Here is a 19884-nt window from a genome sequence, read left to right on the forward strand (position 1 = left end):
TATTTGAGATTGCTCATCACTTCTGACGATTCTCAGGTGAGACGGACGCTTCTGCATCACCTCCTTTCATGCAAACGGTTACAATAATTCAAAAAAAACCGCTGCCCGATATGATTGATTCAAAAATTGAACACATCATCTAAGCAGCGGTTACTCATAACCTATTTATTTTGCGCGAATACTAGGATTGAATAGAAATCCAACGCTTACTGGACGCTTGATCATAAAGCAGGCGTACCTTGGACGGGCTTGCGCCATTCTCGTCAAAGAGGACAAGCTCGTTGCGGTCCTTCAGCCATGCCATCGGAATTTTATAATCCTCCTGAGGACCAACTTGCCAGTAACGACCAAGGTCGATGCCGTTCAGCCACAACGTTCCTTTGCTCATTCCGGTTAAACGCAGCTTCAGCTTGGCGTTAACATCCGCCGGAAGCACCGGCTTATCGAATTGCACGGTATGCCATACAGGAACGCCGGATTCTCCCGCAAACGTCTTACGGTTAAGCTTCCGGACATCGGCAATGCGCCATCTGTTTAACTCGTTCTTCGAGGAAGACACGAGAAGTTCCAGACGCTGCAACGGCGATTTTACGTAAGCCATTTCAATCAGATTGGAACCTTCCTGAATGTATTCCGAGATATCCAGCGTGTGATGCAGGAACCAGTCCTGATAGCCTTCCAGCGTAATTTCCTTGCCGTTAATGCTAAGGCGTCCGCTGATCGCCCCTACCAGAACCGCGCGGTCAAACCCGGCTTCCACGGTAAAGGTTCTGCGGATCACACTGCCACCGGCAATAGAATTGACTTCATTCAGATGGACCGTTGCGTCTTCATGTTTCCAGCCGCTAAGCAGGTCAACCGATTGTCCGTCCGCATAGACCGCTCCGGCGATCCCCTTCGCTTCGCCCAAATAAGGCGAGAAATTGAGACGGCCCATATTCTGCACCAGAATTTGCAGTTGGTTCTTGCTATTAGGCGTAAGCTGCACTTCTACCGCCGCTGCGCCTACCTTTTGCACAAGCGCCTGCTGCTTGCCGTTAACGTACACTCTGGCCGTATCTTCCAGCCTCGAGATCACTAGATTCGTTGCGTTCTCATTACCGGCATCGATGTCGCATTCATAAAGCAAATGGCCATAAGGCTGACCAAGCTCGGAGAAGGCTTTCGGCTGCGAAGCTTCCTGGCCTTGCGCCGCTGACAGCTCGCAGGCCTCTGAGCTCCAGCCCTCCAGGACCGGCGCTTGCAAATACACGTATGGCGCAAGCTGTCCGCCAGGAAGAGCTCCCCAGTCGCCTAGATGAATCGGCTCCGCATCGCTTTCCTGAAGTGCTGCTCGGAATGTACCGTCCGCCAGCAGGTCGAAGTCGGCGTAGCCAATCGCCCAGCTTACTCCGTTCTTGCCGGCAATCCGCCAAGCCCGGTCCGCGCTGTCTTTGTTGATGACCACAATCCGATAAGGCTTGCCGCCAACGGTCAGTTGAACGAATTGCGCCTCCTGGAAGTGGCAAAGATCAAAAGCAACTCTTGTGTCGCCATCCAGCTGTTGTCTTCTGACACCGTCATCCTGAACCAGAATCGGCTGATCGGATTCCAGCTCGATATACGAACGTTGTCCGTTCTCCGCATAGACAATAAGCGTATGCTGACCATCGATCAGCTCATTGGCTATCAGATACGTATTGCAGGTCAAATAAACGCCCGGCTCAAGCTGGAGTCTGTCGATTACGGGTACAACGGCATGAGGTCCAACCGTTACCGGAATAGTCCGGCCGTCCGGCAGCGTCATGCTGGTTGTTTCCCGCTCATCCTTCGAGCTCTCCACAAACCAGATCCGCTCATTGCCTTTCTCTCGAACCCGTGCCGAAAAGCCTTGCGGAAGAGCAGCCAGCGCCGCGGCGCCTTCAACCGCGTTTAACAGGAGGCTTTCCGTTGCTTGGACAAAGTAGGACATCCGTTTGGCGGTATTATATTTATCCGTCACGCGCACGTATTCGCTAAGCGGTGCATCATAGTCGTAAGAGGTCACCATAAAAATATCGCTGGCGCCAACCGTACGGCCGCCGTAGCCGCCAAAGTTCGTGCCGCCAAAGAACATGTAATGGCTGATGCCGGTAAAACCGGCCCGCAGCGATTCTAGCATTCTTTTCTCGTACAAGGCTGCCGTCTTCTGCGTTGCCGCAGGAGCACCCCAATGCTCGAACCAGCCGGTCCAGAACTCGGTTACGATCTTTGGCGTATCCGGCTGCTTTTGCACCAGATTGTTATAATGATGATCCGCTCCCGACCAGAAGTTCGCTCCTTCAACCGTGCCTTCCGCGCCGCCGACGCAAGTGATAAGCGGTACCGTTACGCCCCGGTCCAGCATGGAATCTCTTAGATGAAGCATATAGTCACGCGCTACCTCGTCGCTTGCCAGATAACCGTATTCGTTCTCCACCTGCACAAGAATAACCGAGCCGCCGGCGTTAATCTCGCGCTCCCGGATAATCGGAATAATCCGGTCCATGTAGAGGTCCACATAGGTCAGATACTGCTTATCGAAGGCCCGGAATTTCATATCCTTCTTGGTATTCAGCCAGTAAGGGAATCCGCCAAAATCCCATTCCGCGCAAATAAAAGGACCGGGACGGGCAATGACCCACAGGCCCAATTCATGGCAAAGATCAAGAAACGCGCCGCAGTCGTTATCGCCTTCGAAGCTCCACTCTCCTTCTTCCGGCTCGTGAACGTTCCACGCAAAATAAGTATCGACGCAATTCATGCCGGCCAGCTTCGCCTTCACAAGCACCTCGCGCCATTCTTCCTTCGGCATCCGGAAATAATGAATGGCCGCGCTGTTCAGGAACACTTGCTCTCCGTTAATGTTGTAGCTGAATGAGTTATATTGAACCGCCGTATTTTTATGCGGCAGTCCATTTGTTTGTACGATGGTTTCCTGCATCTGAAGTGCTCCTCCCTATTTCTCATTTAAAGAGTTATATTCGCTATGACCACAGTCGTCACGGACTGTGCCTCAAGGGTAATTGTCAATTTGCTGCTGTCCATAAACAGCTCCGTTTCAACCAGGTTTTCCAGCTGCGATGTACGATATAGCTTGGCTGATGTACCGTTTAGGACAAACGGGCCGAGATCATAACGGATCTGTCTTCGCCCTTCCCGGTTATGCGCAACCACTGTCAACTGTTTGCGAACTTCATCGTAAGCAGCAATGGAATCGCGATCATCCAGCCATAAAATACGACTGCCCGGACGAATAAACTTGCTAAATTGAGCCATCGCGTAATATTGCTTCGTCATTTCGTATTGACCTTCGCCATGTCTGAAATCGGAGTGGATGAATCCCCAGTTATTCTGAGCGCTTTCGTCCTCAACGGCCTGCCAATATACCCAAGCTGCCGGCTGCAGCAGCCGCAGATCCGCAATGATCCTCTCAGCCAGCTCCATCACGCTGCTCATATCCCCATGGTCATGCGGTCCGGTACCCCCGGTTCCGTACTCGGACATCCACAGCTTCTTCCCCTTCTCCTGCGCCAGCCTTCGAATCTCCTCCAGCTGAACGCCATTATAAGAATGGGTATTGATTTGCGAGAAGCTGTTATACGTTTCTTCGTCATAGCCGTGCAGCATTTCCAGCGTTTCATCCACACTGTTCTCATCGGGCGCGCTGACTGTCGTTTCGGTTAAGCCTTTTAATTGAAGGGATCGGGCCGTTTGCTTAATGATGTCCATTTGTTTATCGAGCGAAAAATGAGCCCCTTCCTGAATATTGCCCTTCTTCCACCAGTTTGAGATCGGTTCATTCAACGGATTAAGCGTCCGGAAGGCAACGCCGTACACTTCCTTGTAATGCTTAACCACTTCCGTCAAATAGTCCGCAAATTGTTCATAACATTCTTCACGCAGATTATTGCCGCCGTCTTCCGCACCCGTAACGGAACCGCTTATCGTCATCCAATACGGCGGCGAATTCGAAAAGGCTTCAGCAATATCAGCCCCGCGTTTCATCGCTGCCAGCAAGACGTTCCGCTGGCCTTCGTCGGCACTCCAGTTCCATATCCCCTTCGCCGGTTGAAAACCCGGAACATCGCCGCCTGGGCGCAGCGTGTTAGGCTGGATTGCCGGATTTTCCCCGCCGCCGATGTTGTACCGGATGATGTTGATGCCAAGACCTTTGTCCGCATCAAAGATAAGATCCATGATCTCGTCCCGCTTATCCGGGTCGCTCCACTGGCCGACAATATGCCCCCACCAGGCAAGGGAAGTGCCCCAGCCTTCAAAGCCGTCATAACCCTTCTCCGGCTTGATCTGAATAAAGGTATCCTCGTTAGTAAGTCCGTTATCGTGTCCGTTAGTGCCGCTCATAAGTCCTCCTGTTCCAGCTTATTCTGAAACCTATTTCATGAAACGGGTTTCATAATAGCTGAAAAATGAATACCCTTTGACGGGTATTGGTAATTATGGAGCTCAATTGAAAAGGCTTACATTAATCTGGTTTTAATTATATTCCCGGCATCTGGAAACTGTCAATACTTGTTTATTGGCTCGTTCGGAAGCAAAGAGACTGCCCTTTTGGACAGTCTCTTTGCTTGGGTTTACCCGCTATTTTACCGTTACGCTCATTTTCTCGCTCCTGGTCTCTCCTGCCGTATTAACGAGTACGGCCTCATACACGTATTGGCCAGGTGTCCTGTCCGAAATAGCCGTTACCGCAGCTTGCGCATTTGGCGTACCGGCTATAAGGGCTTGCGTATCTATTAATTGCCCGTTTTCATATAGCCGGTATTCGCTTGCGTTCGTTCCCCACCACATATTCATGGTGATTTTGAATTCGCCGTTGTTATCCCAATTGTCATTCGACAATAACGGCTTACCCGGATTAGCGTCCGTTACGGCGACAACAAGCGGAGCGCATGCCGTAGTGCCAAATGAATTCGTGAGCTCGCAGGTGTACGTATACGTTCCGTTAGCTTTGCCCGTAATATCGGTCTTCACGGTTTGCGCTTCAGGCGATTTGTCCGCCAGCTTCTGCGTATGAATCAACTCGCCATTCTCGTACAGCTTAAATACGGTACCGTTATTGCCCCACCAGAGATTCATCGTAACGGTATAGCTTCCGTCTTTTAAGCCGCTGTCATGACCGTTGTTGTCCGACAATACGGCTTTCCCCGGCATTCCCGCAGCAAGAGGAACCTGAACCTTCAGGTTATCTTGCGCCTGCCGAAGCTTGGTGGCTTCCGAATCAATCTCGGCCTGTGTAGCCGCCGCATTAGTAAATAATTCTTGCGCAGCCGCTAGTTCCGCCTGAAAGGCTGTAACGCTTTCCGCTGTGTACGAGTCTAGTCCTACCGCTTTTGCTTCTTTAATAAACAGCTCGAGCAGCGTTTGGTCTACGGTTTTTTCATGGAATTCGATCTCTCCGATATTGGCGTATCCGCTTGGCGTGTAATATCGCAAATACCGGTAAGACTTGCTGTTGTCCAGCAGCTGCGAATACCATTTGAAATCCGATATGCCATTAATCGTGAACAAGGTGTCGTAATTCGTCTCATCGTTCGAGCCTTGAACTTGAGCTCCGTTAATCCTTGCGATATTCCCGTTTCTGCCGATAAACCGTATGCTGCCGACAATCTTATCATTGCCAGCTCCCAAATCGATGCGAGCCCAGCCGGAAGCGGTTTTGGTATCCGGAGAAGTAGCCGTATCGCCGTCAAAGGCGCGCCAGCCGTTAGTGGCGGCATCGGCCGTGCCATCCCAGGAAACAGAAGAAGCAAGCGACATGTCCGCTGTAACCGAAATTTTCGGATAGAGATCAGCCAAGGAGACAAGAAGAGTTCTTGCGTCAAGCAGCTGGTCTAGAATTTCCATTTTATCGGCTCCCGGCTGATTATAGGCTTCCTTGATTCGATCCATTTCCTTCATATAGGTATAGTAGCTTGCCTTCGTATAGCCATCTGGCTGAACGATCTTGGAAGTAAGCTCATAATCGTAATAACCGTAGATTTCTACCTCCGCTATATTCCCGTACCAGTTCTCCGGATTATACAGTCTGAGATACCGGTAAGCTCCATGATCAATGATTTTATCCAGCCTGATGTCCGTCCAAGTGTTGGACAGCGCCCCCGAGACCGGATTCGTCAGATTCCTCCAGCTCGTGTTGTCGTTGGAGCCTTGGACAACAAGTCCGTTCAACCTGCCGGCCAGCGTCGCTCTTGGGAAAAGCTTGAGCTGGGTCAGGTTAATGGAAGAATTGGTGCCGAGATCAATCGTGTAATAGGATCCCGGACCAGTGATCAGATCACCGTAAGTCGATGTATTGCCGTCAAACAGCAGATAACCGACCTGCTCCTTCGTGAGGCCGCTTCCCGATTTCACATGCTGGTTGTCGGAAGCCGTAACGGTCGCAAGCTTGGTTACATCGATTTTAACCGGCGTTGATTTTCCTGGCACGACAACTTGAATGGCGCTAGTATTCGCTGTAGTTCCGTCCGCTTCATTAGTCACCTTAAGCACAACGGAGACAATAGTGTCCATAACAGGCTGCGTAATGGTGCCGTCCGTGCCAATCACTCCTTCGGGTACCGCAGACGCAACCGAGACGGAGTAACCGCCCGGAACTTTCGGCATAGTTAATCCTGCCGCGCCATTCGCCGGGACAGCTATACTCGTTATTGTAGAAGCTATTACTTCGGCAGATGCCGTATATTTGCCATGCAGCTCTACCTCGGCCACATTCCCGCTCCAGGCCGTTGGATTATACAGCCGGAAGTACCGGTAAGCTTGGTGCTGGAGCAGCTGATCGCTGTTGATATCCAGCCATTTGTTGGCCTGGGACGAGGCTACGGCTTTGGTCAGATTGGTCCAGTTCTCCTTATCGTTGGAGCCTTGAATAATAAATCCGTTCATTCGGGCGGGATGGCTGGCTCTTGGCAGCAGCACGATTTCGCTCAACTCCACTGACGCCCCTTCGCCAAAATCAACCGTATAAGTACCCGTACTATTCGTCAAATCCCCGTACGTATTGGGATCACCGTCAAACAATAAATAGCCCACTTGCTCGGCGGATAAGCCAGTACCCGGCCATTGCGGATCGGAAGCTGTCACCTTGGCCAGCTTGGCAACGTCAAGATACGTCGTTCCGTCAACAAGGAAAAGGGCCGAGTTATCCGTTGTCGAATAAACCGTGTCGCCGCTTGAACCGTCACTCTTCTCATAATCGATGGTGAACTTAACCGGTCCGGTTGGAGCAGCCGCTGGCATCTTCGCCTCCACTGTCCAGGTTTTCTGATCGGTTGTGCTTACCGCTCCTGCCTGGCCTTGAATGCGAACTTTCACGTTCTGAATGGCTTCGCGTGCTTTAATGGAAATTTTGACCGTATCCCCCGTTGAGATCTTTCCGTTCACGCTTTGATCCGAGCTCATGGATACGGACTCCAATTTATTGCCGGTCTCATACCGGGTACCGTAAATTCTGAACTCGGTGAGCTCCAGGAAATTCCGGACGATGCCATACAGCACATCAGGCAGAGGTTTGATCATTTCCAGCTTAATATACCGGTATTTCTCATCCAGGTGCGCGGAATCCACATCCAGAATCTGATATTCCTGCGTCATACGCGTAACACCGGGTGTAAGCCGTGTCCAGCTCTCCCCGTCATTCGAGCCATAGACGGTTGAGTTGGCAAGACGGTCCGCGAAAATATTGCTTTGGAAACCAAACTTGGTCGCAGATACCTTGTAATCCGGTCCAAAATCAAGAATATGGTACAGGTTTGGAGCCGCTCCAAGCGCAAGGCCATAATAGCCTCCCGTATCATAGCTCAAATCGTCCATCTTCGTGACATCGGCTCCCCAGCTGGACCAGAAAATAGAATCGGAATAATGGATGCTGCCATCCGCCCGGAGAGGCGTCGTTAATGCAAGACCTTCCGCGGCTTGCCTAAGCTTGCTCAGCTGCTGATTAAACGCTTCATCGGATGCCGTATTTAACATCCCCATCGTCACATCATAAACAGCCTTGTACTGATCGAGCGAATTAGACACATAAACGACGGATGGATCGTATGGCGCAATAGCTGCTTTTACCGCGGAGGCCCGGTCCGGAGCCGTAAAGATTGTAATCTTTTTCGCCGAAACGGAAGTTCCGTCGGAAGTTGCGGCAACAAAAGCTGCCTCTCCAGCCTCTGGTGGCTGCCAGGTAAATGCTCCCGTGGAGTTATTTAACGTTGAGCCTTCCGGCTGATTAGCCAACGAATAGGCAATTACATCGGCGCTATTGGCATCCTCCGCAGAGAGATCGAGGTGAAGGGATGAGCCAACATACGTATATACATTCAAATCCGAGCTTCCGGATTTAAATGCCGGCGACGTTAATTGCGTTGCTGCCAGAGCGTTAATATGATCGATGTCGACGATCGTGCCGGCCGATCCTTTTACCGTTAAATAAGTCATGTCCCCCATTAAACCGGAGACCGTCACATACGTCCACTGCCCGTTCGTATCCGGCAAGGTCCAGGTCGCGCCTAGCATATCCAGATCAGCTGTGCCATTGGTCCGGATTTTCAAACCAAACGTCTGCGATCCGTAACCGGAGCTTAAATAAGCCAACGTTGTTCCCGCTTCCGTCGCCTTCATACGGACAAAAGAGGTATCTCCCTCTTCCTTCGTCTCGGAACGATCATCCAATGAAGTGTAACGGTCTTCCACTTCCATAATCGATGCGCTTGCTTGCTGTTTCGGGAGATGGGACGCTCCTTCAGCCTCCGCCTTCTTCGGGATATACAGCCAGAAGTCGCCTCCTCCGTCGACGTTATCCCAGTTGTTGTTAAGTCCGCCGCCGTAATAGAAAGTAAGCGGAGTTCTCTTGTTAAAGGCCTCGTAATAATACGGAGCCTTCTCGGCAACATCGATCCCTCTCACGTATGTATAGTAGTAATAGAGATCCCAGAAGTTTGCCGTATTGTATCTTCCTCTGTACCCGGCAGCAATATGGTTATACGTGTCCCGGATCGTGCCGTCAGGCGAAATCGCGTAAGCCACCGGCGTCCAAGGGGTATCATAGCCAAGCATATATTGCCAGAAGTAATTGGCGGTTGCGAGAATGCGGTCATCCAAAAACTCGAATGGACCGACGGCATTCGCGCTCTCGGAGACGGCACCGTCAACCGGGTCTACCTTGGTTCCCTGCGCCAGCATCATCCGCGAAATGATGGCCGCATTCGTTATATCTCCACCGCCATGAGCCTGGTCCCGTCCCATCTCCAAATGCTGGACATGCGGCGTTACCGGTTCTCCCGTCAGGTCATTCGTATTCACCATGCGGAACATCTGTTTAATGGATCCGTTAAAGCCCTGGTCATTTGCCGACTTATTAACGGTGAACCATTCGACGGCTTCTTTGTACCTCTCCTTATTGTTCGTAAAAATATAACCGGCCATCGCTCCCATCAGCGGATACGTATGCTGGTTCATGAAATAATTGTTGCTGTGCTGGAACGTTTCAATGACCGGATTAATCAGGTTGTTTGAAAAATTCGTTGTATCCTGCTCCGTCCACTCCCATTCCGGCAAAGGGCTGCTTGTATATCTCAAAATCTCCGCTGCCGTTACCATTCGGTTAAGCGGAATCCCGGTATGAATATGAGCATCCGTATAATACGCGTATTGAGATGGATCCATTTGGGACCAGATCCGGATAGCCTTCATCGCGTTTGCCCGGTAGGCCACATCGCCGGTTACGAAATACATAATGGATTGCGTGTACGCCATCAGGGCATCGCTTATAAATCTCGATTGAATGCCTTGGCTGTTAAAAAAATTGGACAACGGTTTCGTTGGCTCAGTCGTGCTTTGATTTTTGATCGACACGGTCTTGGAAGCTTGTGCCGAGGTTGTCATGGCCGTGTAATAGGAATACCAAGGCTCCTTATGCGCCAGAACTTGAGCCCGCATGTTCTCGAGAATATCCTTTGTTAATCCAACCCCAGGATGCGTAAAGCCGTTGCTGCTGATGCTTTCCTGAACGGTAACGGTATAACCGGAGCTGATCCCGTCACCGGAATCTTCTGCCGCTGCAGCTGTCCCTTGAGGCAGCAACGATGCTGCCATGCTTACGGTAACGATAATGGACAATAGCCTCATCCATACCCTGCTGAAAGATAATTGCCCCACTAATGAACCCCTCCTCAAGTAAGATGACACCGCTTACAATTAACCCGTCATAAATACTTTGATTGAGCATTCTTCCTCCCTCCGTCCAATCTACTTTAACTATAGAGCGAGGCCTCAGCCGCTCCTATCGCAATTTTGCAAGATTCCTGTAACTTTTGCGCATGCATAAAAACGCTCCGGACGATTGTCCGGAGCTTATTAAATCTTATTTTTATATTTTATTTATATAAAATGCTTCGAATCCAGCAGTAGAGTCAAAGAGGTTTAAGGCTACACCCTCCGCAATGAGATGCTTCTCCAGCTTGCCGATAAGCTGCAACACGGCTAACCGTAACGGTTCGAAATGAGTTGGATCCAGCAAAGAGACAAGATCCGGATATCCATAACGAACGTAGTACTCCCGATAGTCCCCCATGTCAACAAGTCCAGGCCAACGTCCTTTTTCCGCCGCGTACAATATTCGGGCTAGTCCGTCTTGCAAACCGGCAGCAACAAAAAAGGCCGTTTCGTAATGCCCTTTTTCGCATGCGGTCAACAGCTTGTTCATCATCCCCCTTTCCTCTTCATAGTATCCCTTCATACGTTCTTTGTAAGAGCGATTCTCTTCCAGGCTGTTTCTTTTCTCCGAAATAAGACGCATCGTATCTACAGTCAATTTCTCGCACGCCAATAAGATTTCATCCGGGCTATGGCTAAACATAATCGTATCCAGGTATGGATCTAGTTGTTCCGGCTTTAACTTAAGATCTCTGACTTGCTCGCGATAATGGCCCCAGCTTCGCTTATAATAGATTTGGTTCAAGAAACCAAGAGACTTGAAAATGTTTCCCGTTATCTCCTGGGCTTGAATCCGGGAGTAGGACAGATCTTTGGAATCTGCGAAAATCCGCATATTAGCCAAACTGACAAGGCATTCCTTTATCACGGATTCTGCTTTATTAACCATAAATGAAGCGTTGGATTCGCTTCCCATGCCGGATATCTTGTCTCGAAGTGTCGTGAATCTAGCAAGATCGTCCTCTGATCGAACATACAATAGCTGGCAGTCCGCTATAATCGTTGTGTTCCACTCCTCCGATGCTGCCATTCGTTCAGCGCGATCCCATCCGATTGGCCAGAAATCAAAGCTTATATCTTCGATTATAAACTGACACTCAACCTGTCTCCCTTTGTCCGTTGCAGGAATAAAGAAGAAATCCAAATCGGAACGTTCCGTGGCTCGCCCCTGCAAATAAGATCCGTAATATCCGACAATCGAAATATCTTCGGAGTAATGAGTTTTAATATGTTTAACGATAATATCAGCTACAGCAAAAACATCAACCATAAAGATCCCCTCCTAGTCTGTCTTAATTCAGCTTACAATCCTATACTACCAAATCCAGGAACCCCTTTTCGGGTATAAAACATATAAATGAATTCTTACATATACCAGCATGAGTGTACTGTAATTGCCTCATCAACAAATAAAGCCAAATACCCGAGGTACTTGGCTTGTTATTTGCTGTTTAAGATTAAAGCGGATGAGTTACGTTCGGCTGCCCTGCTAGGCTTGCTTCAAAGTTATCCGCATTAACATCGGTGGATTGCCTTGAGAAAACCTCTAGACGGGCAATATGCAAACCGCGCGATACTTGGATGCAGAGGATCAAAAAAATCACGTAAAGGATTAGCGTGACAAAACTCAGAATAAGAATCATGGATCCGCTCAGCTCGTCGGCTTGGTTAACCATTCGGCCAAGACCGTTTGAGAGCATCATGAATAGAAGAAGCGGCAATGCCAAGCTGCAATTCCAGCGCCCTTCCTTCTTAGCGCCGTTCGTATCGTCCAGATACCATCGTCCAATCATTCGGTAGATAGAAGGAATACCGAACAAGTTGTAGACGGGGATTAGGATGCACGCGAGCGATTTTCCGGGTGTACGGGCGAAGCTGGGAAAAAGCGCCTTCAAATCGAGATGTACGCAATAAATCCAGATAAGATAGATAACCGCAGCAATATAATACAGAACAGAGGATACAATCTCAATGAAGCCGTAGTAATCATAAATATAAGCGGTGAAAGCTTCCAGACTTGCCGTATACATAATGGAGCTCACCAAATCGGCACAGGCTAATCCGACGAGCACCCACAGCAGTATTTTCAATACGTTCGACAAAGTCTCTGACTTTAATTTCAAGGTTGGATCACGCTCCGGAGATAAGGTTTAGGTAACTGCCGCAAATAGGAAATAGCTTCTTCTAATGTCGCAACCGGGACAATCTGTAGCTTCAAATGCAGTTTTTTCGAGGTTAACTCGGCTTCTTCCTCGTTGCTGAGTCCGGGATACATAAACGTCTCTTTATCCTTAGGGACAAAGAAAATATCCGTACCCGCCGCTTCGGCCGTTCGCAGCTTATCCCGGACAGCGCCAACGGAGCCAACGGAATGATCCTCTTCAAGCGTTCCCGTACCCGCGATAATAATCGTATTCTCTTGAGAGAAATCTTCCTGCATCGCTTCTTCCACCAGGCCAATCCCCAGCATAAGGCCGATAGAATCCCCGTAATAATTCGAGGTTTCTTCAATTAACTGCTGAAGCCGTTCATCTCGCCGATCTTGCTCGATCGGGGCGGGGATTACTTCGGAAGCCGAATCTATGGCATAATGGATCGTCTCATTACGCATGTCTTCTTCAAAATCCAGCATCGCGCTTAGATCGTCTTCAGCCGAAGAATCGACTTTCGTAAATTCGGCTTCCGAATCGCGAAGGCCAACGGAATACTTTTCATAGCGATTACGCGTGACGCCCTCTTGGACATACACGAAGTTAACGCTGCCGTTGACATCGATTTCTTCCATCGGAACGATCTCGCCCGTAGTCGTGAAGCTATAGTACTGGGGCCAATAAGCATAGATGGCAACCGTAAAGGGAATGAGGAGCAATAGTATGCCTATGATCCAGTGGCGATATGACTTTTGACTTTCGTTGCTTGTCATTTGAGTTATATCTTTCAACTTCTCAACCATCCTATATGTTCAAATGTAGGTCGAATGTCTCCTATTCGACAGTTGGATAAGTATTCCTGCTTACTTGCAAGAAACTAAAGAATGAGAAGACCTTCTCTATTTGTTTCCTCCACGGTACGATTGTAGCATAAATTTTATCACTCAGAAGTAAATAGAACAGTCTGCCAGCTGGCAGACTGTTCTATTATTTGTTAAATAATATTTGAGTAGATTTAGCTGAGCGCATCTTCTTCTGAAAAAGACTTCTCGTTATGTAATATCCTAATAGAATGCCTGAACTATTTAAGATTACGTCGTCAATATCAACCGCTCTCATTCCTAGATTAATGAAATACATGACCAGTTGTCCGGATTCAATAATGAGCGGAATAGCGACAGCATAAACGGCTATGTTGATTTTAGGAATGACCCTGATTTTAAAGGAATAGTAAAAACCAAACGGCATGCAAATGACGATATTTCCTATTATATTTTTTATCGCCGTGCTGGAAGGAATATCCCGGAGGTACTCGATGATGGTCTTAAAAGGAATATAATTATACAAAATATATTCGGTTTGAGCCGCATAATAAAGCCACACCATAAATACGACAGAGGACGCATACAAAACAAAAGATACATGAAGAACCTCTCGAATCAAGTTGATTCTAAACACTTTCCATAAACCTATTCTTATTATGAGGTAAAGCAGCGTTGCAGGAACAGCAATGATAAGAATATCAAATCCTAATCTCATGAATAGATCTCCTCATTAATTCATTTTTGACGCCTAATTTTTTCCACATTCTCCTAAACGATTACTAGACATAAAAGTTACATATTCCGATCCTTTCAACTAAAAAAGCAGCCGGTTGCCGGCTGCTTCTTCCCTACCTCGCGATCTGATCCAACTGTTCCTGCAACTCCTTCATATAACGGTCAATGCCCGCTTCCTTCAGCTTCTGCTTCAGCGTGGCCAGGTCGCTGTCTATGTCCTTGCTGATTCCTAGATTCAGCGGCTGGATGTATTGCTCCTGAACCGTCTCCAGACTGGACAGCTCATCGAATAAGGATGACGTATCAAACAAGAAATTCTGGTACGGGTCAACACCGTTCTTTTCGGCAAGCTTAGGGCCTTTCGTAACGGTTAGCTTGTCTACGATCGTCTGCCACTCCTGTGGATAGCGGACCGGAACATTCATATAGCCGTCTATAACACCCGTCCAAGCCTGCTTCTTATTCTCCTCCTTAATCCCGTCGTAAGAGATCCTGCCGCCCTGCAGCTTGTAATTCTCGCCTTCTACGCCGTACACCAAAAGGTTATAGTACGTTTGATCCGTATGGGCCTTCTCCAATATTTTGAGCGCGATATCAGGATGCAGAGAGTTGGATCCAATCGAAATCTGCGTTGTCGTATTTGCCGAGGTATTCGGTAAAAACAACGAGTTCGGGAACATATCAAACTGGTAATCCATCCAGCCGTATTCCTGCTCCGGATATGCCGCTTTTAACGCCGAGATATACGAATTGCTAATCGCGCCAAAATGGTTATTAAACTCCAGCGGCTTCTTGTTTTCCTTCATTAAAGCCAATGTTTTGGTCGTTTCGTTTTCTTGCGCGCCAAGAATGTCGTGATCCACAATACCGGCGTCGTACCACTCTTTTGCCTTTGCAGCCATTTGCTTATATTCCTGCGTATCAAACATGCTGATGACCTTGTACGGATCATTAATCGGCGCTACCGCAAACTCGGCAACGGAATAATACTTGTCCCCCGTCAGAGCAAGCCATAGGTTATCGCTGTAACGCTTGTCTATAATCATAGGAGTATCCGGAAATTCCTCTTTGGCCTTATACAAATACTGCTCCATGGCAGAAAAATCTTTAATCTCGGGCAGCTGCCACTTCTTCCGCAGATCCTCCCGATAGAACATCCCTTCCCGGCCGGCCCCCGGTACGTTCAGCTGCGGAATGCCATACAGCTTGCCGTCGATCTTCATTTGCTCCAGCATCCCTTTGTAATGCTCAACCAGTGCCGGCACCTCGCCTAATAACGGAGTCAGATCAACAAACGCGTTTTTGGCCGCAAAGGATTTGAAATCGGACCACGGACCACCTACGTAGAAATCGTATTTCTTCGAGGCAATCGCCATGCCGATATTGCTTTTCTCCTCATCCCAGGGAATAAAATCAAACCGAACCGTAGCCCCGAAATCCCGGATCGTTAATTCATCAAGCTGCTTGTAAAAGGAATCCATGCCGCTTGCCGGCGGATTCCCCATCGTGATCGCGTTTAACTGAATAACCGGCTTTGCTGCTTCCGTTACTTCTGCCGCATCGGGGGTCTTCTCGCCCTGCCCCATACATCCGCTGAGTACCACGGGGATCGTCAGCAGAGCCGGCGCTATTCGAAACAACCGCATCTTTTCATCCCCCTTACAACCATTGCTTCACTAACGGTCAATAACCGGAACATTAATCGTTACGCAAGTTCCCTCGCCTGGTGTACTATGAAGCTGCAGCTCTGCCGTTTGGCCAAAATATAAATCCAGCCGCTTCCTAATATTGCTCAAGCCATAGCCGCTCCCGCGATGCCTTCGCTCCTCGCGATGCCCCTCTTCCGGCATACCAACGCCATCGTCGCAGATTTTGATCATCAGCCGATCCTGATCGATATTGCCTGTAATCCGGATCGTGCCCCGGCCGCCGGGGTTTTCTGATATCCCGTGAAGGATTGCGTTCTCCACTAGCGGCTGAATCGTAATTTTCGGGAGCATGCAATCCATCACCGATTCCTCAACCTCTACTTCAAGCTGGATCCGGTTCTTGAACCGCTTCTTTTGAATCTCCATATAGATCGAGCTTAACCTTAGCTCATCCTTAACGGTAACAAAATCATTCCCTTTGTTCAGAATCAGCTTGTAATAATCGGACAAAGCATAAATGATCTGTTGAATGTTGTCCCGTTCTTCCTTCTGCGCCATCCAGTTCAGCATATCCAGCGTGTTGTACAAAAAATGAGGATTGATCTGGGACTGGAGCGCCTTCAGCTCGGCCTGCGTCTTTTCCTGGCCTAATTTGTACTGCTCGACCATAAGCTCCTGCACGCTGTTAATCATGTAATTGTAGCTTAAAATCAGCTGGCCGACCTCGTCTTTGCTTGGCCGGATATCCAGTTCGTTCAGGCGGCCCTGCCGAACCTGGCTCATCTTGTTCATCAGCAGATAAATTCTGCGGGTAATCGATTTGGCCACCGGAAAAATAAACATAAGCAGAATGAGACAGATGATTACGTAAACCATCACCATCTGATATTTGATTTGATTAATGCTCTCCGTGGCGGCGCGGTGCGAAATAACGGACATCAGATACAGATCGGTATCCCCGATCTCCTGGCCTCTCGCCATATAAGACCCGTGTGCCAGCGAGACATTCACATAAGAGCCCTTGCTGTCAAACGGCTTATCCAGCCGCATTGTCTCCAACTCCTTCTCGCCGCTGTGGGCCACAAGCTCACCTGCTGCCGTCTCTACATAAACAAGCTGCTCCGGGTTGGATTTGGTCAAGCTTTGCTCAATCTGCTTCAGCTCCAGGTTGAGCGAGACTATTCCAATCGCGGAGGTATAGTCTTCCGGATTCCAGAGCAGCTTGTTCAAGGAAAGATAGGGCTGGCCCGTCCGGGTATCGATATCTTTGTTTAACGTCCAGGTAGGACCGCCTTTATTCTCGATGACCTTCCGTGCCCAATCCAGCTCCCGAATGCTGTTCATCCGCCGGAATAACGTATCTACGCCCGTAAAAGCATAGTTATCATCCACATAATATACGATGTTGTCAATGTCCGAGCTGGACACCATGATCTGCGTATAATCCACGATATTGCCGTAGACTTCGATCTGATCGGCGACGCTCATCCGGGCCGAGCCCTTGGCGAGAATCGCCTCCATATCTTTGTTAACGATCAGCATGGATGACAATTCCTCAATATGCTCCAGCTTGCGGGTTAAGGTAGTCAGCGTCTGCTCGTAGCTCTGGTTCTCGGCGTAATTTTGTCCGTTCACAACCAGCTTGCGGATCTCCCCGTAAGAGATAAAGAACGTAATAATAAGCGGGACAATCCCGATTAAGGCGAATAAAATGATAATCTTTTTGCGTAAAGGCATGTCGTTGACAGAATGAATTAGGTTCATCCGAATCAGGTCTTCTTTCTGTATTCAAGTGGCGACAAATCGGTTGAAGCCTTAAATACTTTGGCGAAGTAGCTCGCGCTGGCGTAGCCGCATAGCTCGGCAATGGTATTCATTTTGTAATGCTCGCTCATAACCAGCCTTTTCGCCAATCCAATGCGGTAATCACTGATATATTGCTTGATCGATACGCCAGTCTCCTGCTTGAACAGCATCCCCAAATGCGCGGTGGACAGATGCATATGGTCGGCGACCATTCGAAGATCCAGATCCGGATTCTGATAATGCCCCGCAATATATTGAAGCACATCCTGCACAAGCCGCGAATAAGGCGAGATCTCCTGCACCTCTTCCAAATAGGCCGAGCAGATGATGCTCATCGTCAGTTTTACTTGTTCCAGCGTTCGGCAATCCCGCAATGCTTCTTCGACACGGTGGATGCCGTATTCATTCTCCAGTCCGATAAGCAGCTTCTGGCTGCTCCCGACCAAGGCTAACGCCGCCGTCTCGAATAATGCGATAATCCGGGCGCGGTCCGCGTATTCCTGCTCTCTTAATAGCTTGCACGAGGCTTCCACCCACTTCGGCAGCTGCTCCGGATTTTCTTCTCTCTGCTTATAAAATTCCGGCAGCAGGTTGGCTAATGCCGCATGGCTCTGCCCCTTCTCCTCCTGCGGCTGATAGAATCTGCGCTGCGGATCGTAGAAGGATCGTTCTGCTGCTCGGTAAGCGGATTGATAACTTGCGGGAACCAGCTCCAATCCGTTTGCCGGTTCACCTATTCCAAGGCTGTACGCCTCATGTTTTCTCACAAATAAGTCCGCCAAATAATGAATCCGCTTATAGTCCTGCCTGTCGCAGGCCGCAACAACAAAGCAGCGGTAACGGTCCAGCTGCTCCCCGATGGCCATCACGCCATTGCTGCTCCAATAACGATGAATGAGGTCAAGATCGGCTCTGCTGCCCTCTTCTTCCTTCCGGCATGACACGATCATTCCGATATAACGTTTGCCGAGCGGAAAACCCGTTTCCTGGCATAACTCCATAACCGTTTCTTGATTGGCGCCATTCTCCCGCAGCAGGCCGGCCAATCTTTGCCGCTCTAATTCGTTCTTCTGATTCAGAACGGCCGTTTGCTTCTGCTTGCTCTGAATGGTGCGGACCGATTTCATGATTGCCTGCTCCACTTCGCCAAGCTTAAGAGGCTTCTCGATATATTCAACCGCGGACAGCTTAATCGCGCTTCTGAGATATTCCACGTCCATGTACCCGCTCATAAATAATAACTGGCATCCCGGAGAAGTCTCGGCGAGCTTCTCGGCAAATTCGATCCCGTTCAGCTTGGGCATACGAATATCCGTCAGGACGATATCCGGCTTCTTCAGCGAAGCGAGCCGTAATGCCTCAGCCCCGTCGCTTGCGAGAAACACTTCCCGTATGCCAAATTTCTCGAAATCGATCGTCTCGCTTAAGCCCTCCCGGGTGTAATCATCGTCATCTGCAATCAAGATCCGCATGACTTATCCCGCCCCACTTTCCCCCGTAATGATAACGCTTGCAATTCTATTAAATTTTATCTGATATCAAGGCAAAGATAAATAGAAGGAAACTCCTTGCTTCTATCCATATGCTTGCAGCAGTCTATCGTACTCCATTAACGTGACAGGGATAACCGAGCCATGCCGCGCCTGCCCGGGCAGCGTATAATGAGCGGGTACTTGCCACTTGCCGGAGCCGAGATCGGACGTAACAAGCGGGATATATCCCCGAAAGCCGAACTCGTCAATAAAGAGATACCACTTCTCTTCGAGATTGGATTTGAAAATGATAGGACCTTCCCCGCGGACCATAAAATCCTGCTCAACCTGCTGATGAATCATCTTATACTTGTCATGCTCGAAACCTGTTCCTACTTCCTGGATGATATTCTTGCCTTTCGCAAACCGGTAAATCAATCCGTTATGCTCGATTAATGTTGCATCAAGTACGGAATAGCCGTAATCCATATACACTTTGGGCTTACTGAAATGGATAAAGTCTTTTGTTGCGGCAACCATCATCCGGTGATACCTTCCGCTTCCGCTTGACGCCCAGAATATTTTATATTGCCGACAGCCTGCGTCATAGAAAATTTCAGGCGCCCAGGCGCAGCCTGCGTCATCGGGTGCAACCTCAGCCATCCGCTGATCCGACCAATTCATAAGATCATACGAATGCCAGACCATAATCGACCGGCTGCCTGAGGTAATTGCCCGGTTCCAGCCCGGATTCCGGTAAATACTCAAATCGGTTGCAACAAGGTAAAACTTATCTCCTTGCGGCGATCTGGCCAAATACGGATCCCGTACTCCGCCTTCCCCGAGATACGAGGTCAGGACGGGCCGGCCTCCGTTAAGCTCATGCCAATGAAGCGGATCGTTTCCTTTGCTAAGCGCAAAGTATACCTGCTCTTCTTCTGCTGTCTCATTGCCTTTGAAATAGGCAAACAAATAACCCGCATAGTTATCCGCCACTTGATCAACCTTCTATCTTCAGAGATTT

At 49.1% G+C, this 19884-nt stretch carries 11 protein-coding genes; all 11 read right to left on the reverse strand.

Annotation, left to right across the window (positions count from 1 at the left end; all coding sequences use genetic code 11):
- Positions 1–181: 181 nt before the first annotated feature.
- A complete protein-coding gene (locus WFJ73_RS10110; protein WP_336772897.1) occupies positions 182–2941 on the reverse strand; it encodes a beta-galactosidase in 2760 nt (919 codons plus the stop codon).
- Positions 2942–2967: 26 nt separating this feature from the next.
- Entirely contained in the window at positions 2968–4362 is a 1395-nt protein-coding gene (locus WFJ73_RS10115) for a glycoside hydrolase family 30 protein (protein ID WP_336772898.1), read from the reverse strand.
- 237 nt (positions 4363–4599) lie between these two features.
- On the reverse strand, positions 4600–10167 hold the full coding sequence (locus WFJ73_RS10120) for a discoidin domain-containing protein (protein ID WP_336772899.1): 5568 nt from the start codon (positions 10165–10167) through the stop codon (positions 4600–4602).
- A gap of 211 nt (positions 10168–10378) precedes the next feature.
- Positions 10379–11494, reverse strand: coding sequence for a hypothetical protein (locus tag WFJ73_RS10125; protein ID WP_336772900.1), 1116 nt, complete (start codon positions 11492–11494; stop codon positions 10379–10381).
- A 187-nt stretch (positions 11495–11681) separates the two neighbouring features.
- Positions 11682–12347 carry a hypothetical protein gene (locus WFJ73_RS10130; protein WP_336772901.1) on the reverse strand — a complete coding sequence of 222 codons (666 nt, stop codon included), beginning with the start codon at positions 12345–12347 and terminating at the stop codon, positions 11682–11684.
- Complete coding sequence (locus WFJ73_RS10135; RefSeq protein WP_336772902.1) at positions 12344–13165, reverse strand: hypothetical protein; 822 nt, start codon at positions 13163–13165, stop codon at positions 12344–12346. The genes WFJ73_RS10130 and WFJ73_RS10135 overlap by 4 nt, the downstream gene beginning before the upstream one ends.
- Positions 13166–13361: 196 nt before the next feature.
- The gene (locus WFJ73_RS10140) at positions 13362–13913 is read right to left on the reverse strand and encodes a VanZ family protein (protein WP_336772903.1); all 552 of its coding nucleotides are present in this window, start codon (positions 13911–13913) and stop codon (positions 13362–13364) included.
- 133 nt (positions 13914–14046) lie between these two features.
- Complete coding sequence (locus WFJ73_RS10145; protein ID WP_336772904.1) at positions 14047–15579, reverse strand: DUF3502 domain-containing protein; 1533 nt, start codon at positions 15577–15579, stop codon at positions 14047–14049.
- 30 nt (positions 15580–15609) lie between these two features.
- Positions 15610–17346 carry a sensor histidine kinase gene (locus WFJ73_RS10150; RefSeq protein ID WP_336772906.1) on the reverse strand — a complete coding sequence of 579 codons (1737 nt, stop codon included), beginning with the start codon at positions 17344–17346 and terminating at the stop codon, positions 15610–15612.
- Between the two features lie 5 nt (positions 17347–17351).
- Positions 17352–18860: a response regulator gene (locus WFJ73_RS10155; protein WP_336772907.1), complete on the reverse strand. Its 1509-nt coding sequence runs from the start codon at positions 18858–18860 to the stop codon at positions 17352–17354.
- Between the two features lie 102 nt (positions 18861–18962).
- Entirely contained in the window at positions 18963–19856 is an 894-nt protein-coding gene (locus WFJ73_RS10160) for a glycoside hydrolase family 43 protein (protein WP_336772908.1), read from the reverse strand.
- Positions 19857–19884 lie beyond the last annotated feature (28 nt).

Origin of the sequence: Paenibacillus sp. MMO-58 (genome assembly GCF_037146255.1) — a bacterium.
Lineage (GTDB): Bacteria > Bacillota > Bacilli > Paenibacillales > Paenibacillaceae > Pristimantibacillus.